The 2,935-nt window shown below is 30.9% G+C and carries 1 protein-coding gene and 3 pseudogenes; all 4 read left to right on the top strand.

Annotated features, from left to right (window positions below):
• Positions 1–96: pseudogene (locus tag ACLBXA_RS29210) on the top strand (bacitracin ABC transporter ATP-binding protein); the annotation flags it as partial.
• Between the two features lie 15 nt (positions 97–111).
• Entirely contained in the window at positions 112–1,944 is a 1,833-nt protein-coding gene (locus tag ACLBXA_RS29205) for an ABC transporter permease (protein WP_447617732.1), read from the top strand.
• A gap of 479 nt (positions 1,945–2,423) precedes the next feature.
• Positions 2,424–2,785: pseudogene (locus tag ACLBXA_RS29200) on the top strand (YxeA family protein).
• A gap of 27 nt (positions 2,786–2,812) precedes the next feature.
• Positions 2,813–2,935, top strand: a pseudogene (locus tag ACLBXA_RS29195) (bacitracin ABC transporter ATP-binding protein); the annotation flags it as partial.

The raw sequence follows: 2,935 nt of genomic DNA, 5'->3' as shown, positions 1-2,935 counted from the left end.
GAGCTATATAAAGAAATTCAACGCGTTAGTACACGTGAAACGTTTTATAAAGAAATTTTAGATGTGCTTGCAGACTTAGGCACACAAAAGGCGTAAAAAAGGAGATTTACTATGTTATTTAAGCTTTCCATTTCAGGAATAAAGGGTAAACTGAAAGATTATATTGTCTTACTTGTCGGTCTTGTTATGTCAATTTCAGTTTTTTATATGTTTCAAACACTAGCATTAAATAAAGCATTTGTTGAAACCAATAGTAGTTTTCGCTCAACTGGTACGATTTTTCAAGTGGGATCATATCTACTTGGGATCATAACATTCTTTTATATCCTATATGCAAATTCTTTTTTGATGTCTCTACGTCAAAAAGAATTTGGGATGTTTATGGTGTTAGGAGCAAAAAAACAAAAAGTTACATTTCTTATGTTCCTAGAAACAATTATTATAGGTGGTGTATCTACAGTAGTTGGAATTACTATAGGAATAGGACTTGCGCAAGGGGTTGGTAAACTTCTTATGAAGCAACTGGATTTTAATGCGAATGGTTATCAATCTTTTTTTGTGCCATCGATGTTGATTACTTGTCAGTTCTTTTTTGTACTATTTGTATTATCTGCCATTATCAATAGTCTGAAATTATCACGCATCTCTGTTCTACAACTTGTACATGCAGACGCTTCAGCAGAAAATACAATGATTAAAGGAAAGTGGACTCAAATCGTTTCATTCTTAGCTATTATTTTATTAGGAAGTGGCTATGCTTCCATGATTTATATGAACAAATTAGAAAAGCAGGGGCCTTTGATTGCGATGCTCACAACTACGGCAGGAACGTATATGTTATTTACTGCTTTCCTACCGCTTATTATTAAAAAATTAAAGAGTAATAAAAAATATAGCGAGAGAGGTCTTAATGCTTTTACCTTTGCACAACTAAACTTTCGTGTTAATAGTTTATCAAAGGTACTCGCAACTGTAGCAATGTTAGTAGCACTTGGTGCGGGGGCAATTTCAGGTGGAATGGCTTTCAAAAATAACGTAATAAAATCGACGGATAATCTTGAAGTATATGATACAGTCATTCATAATCCTACCATAGAAGAAAAAAATATTTTAAACGGTATTTCATTTAACGAAAAGTATCAGTATCACTATAAAGTAGATGATAAATATGTTTACTACTTGAAAGAAGATTTAGAGAATAACCGTCCGCTTGTGCAAGTAGAGGATAAAGGGAAAGTAAAAAGAGTGTCTGAAAATCTTCCTTTAGGAGCAACTTCAGTAAAAGTTGAGGAGAATGCATATACTATCCCAACTGAATGGAATAGAGCTTTAATCTCTCTTCAACCGACATATTTAAATTACATTGATAAAGTAAAAAAAATAGTAGATCAAAAAATGTACGATACTATTCAAGAAAAAGAAAATACAATTGTAATTGGAAAAACGGATAACTATATAAAGTATTTAGATAAATGGAAAAAAATTGATGAGTTACAGCTAGTTAAATATAAAAATGTTGCAGCTAAAGATCTCTTCAGTAAATATCAAATATATAATACAATTTACGCCAGCGCCAGTGGAACAGTATTTATGTGCTTCTTTTTAGGTATTGCTTTCCTTGCAATGATGGCAAGCTGCTTAATGTTTAAGATTCTATCGGGTTCCTCAAAAGATATTATACGTTATGACATGCTTCGTAAAATTGGTGTTCGTCATGAGTTATTAATGAGGTCTATTTATAAAGAGTTATTTTTAGTATTCTTATTCCCTGCAATTGTAGGAATAATTCATGTATTAATTGGTATGAAAATTATTGGATTTCTTGTAATTGAACCGTATTTCCGTATTTGGTTACCAATTGTCATTTTTTTAGCAATTTATACAATTTACTACTTTATTACGGTCCAACTGTATAAAGGAATTGTTCTCCCTAAAGAAAGATAATACAAAATGAAGAAAAAGACCCAAAATTTAAGGTTTTGGGTCTTTTGATATTTCGAAAAAACTTTATTTTGTATTAACGAGCAGTAAAAAACGGTTGTAGAAAGACATGAATCTCTAAACTCTCATGAAACAACATTGATAAATAGCCATTATCTAAACTACTTAGCCAATAATAATACATGTTTCATAAAATATATTGGTTTTAAAAGGATGCACTATTATAAAAACATATTGAAAATAAATCAGAGCCCCCTAATCAGTCTGTGTTATAGGGGAGATAACATACGAAATTCATTTCTAGATACAAATTAAATATATACCTATATTGTAAATATTTTTCTTAAGAAAAAATTAAGAAGCTTTCTCACATTTTATTAAGAAATTCTATTTATATTTAAACATGTGTTAGAGAGATGTCCGTTCTTATTGAAATCTAAAGGAATGAATAAGTTCACCTATAATCGAACGGAAAAAATAAGATGAAAAAAGCATGGATTGCAATAACGGGATTAGTTGTTGTGGTTAGCGGATTATTAACTTATGTGGGAGGAGACACAATAAACCGATTTAATCCGTTAGTCAAAGAAAAAGATGTGTATGCTTTTCCAAAAGAAGTAGCAAAACCTAATCTTGTACACGATGGTAAGAGATATTTTTACATGTTAAATGGCGTAGATGAATCCGGTAATAAAAACACCACTAAAGTAGGAGCTGCTGGTAAAGATGAATATATAAATTTTTATTTAAAGGTCCATATAAAAGGGAGGTATGTTTATCGATTTGAGGCTGTACAAGAGATTGAAGTTCCTGAAAAATAAAAGAGAAACTAAAAAATAACTAATAACTGTACCGAGCTAAGGAGAATATTATGAACAATTCAGTTGTAAATGTAAAAAGCATTCAAAAAATATACGGTGAAAAAGGTGGAAATCAGTCACATGCTTTAAGAGATGTATCGTTCTCGATTCAAGAGGGAGAGTTTGTTGGGATC

This window comes from Bacillus sp. D48C (genome assembly GCF_053345735.1).
The sequence above is the reverse complement of the archived record's forward strand: the minus strand, read 5'-3'. Positions and strand labels throughout refer to the sequence as shown.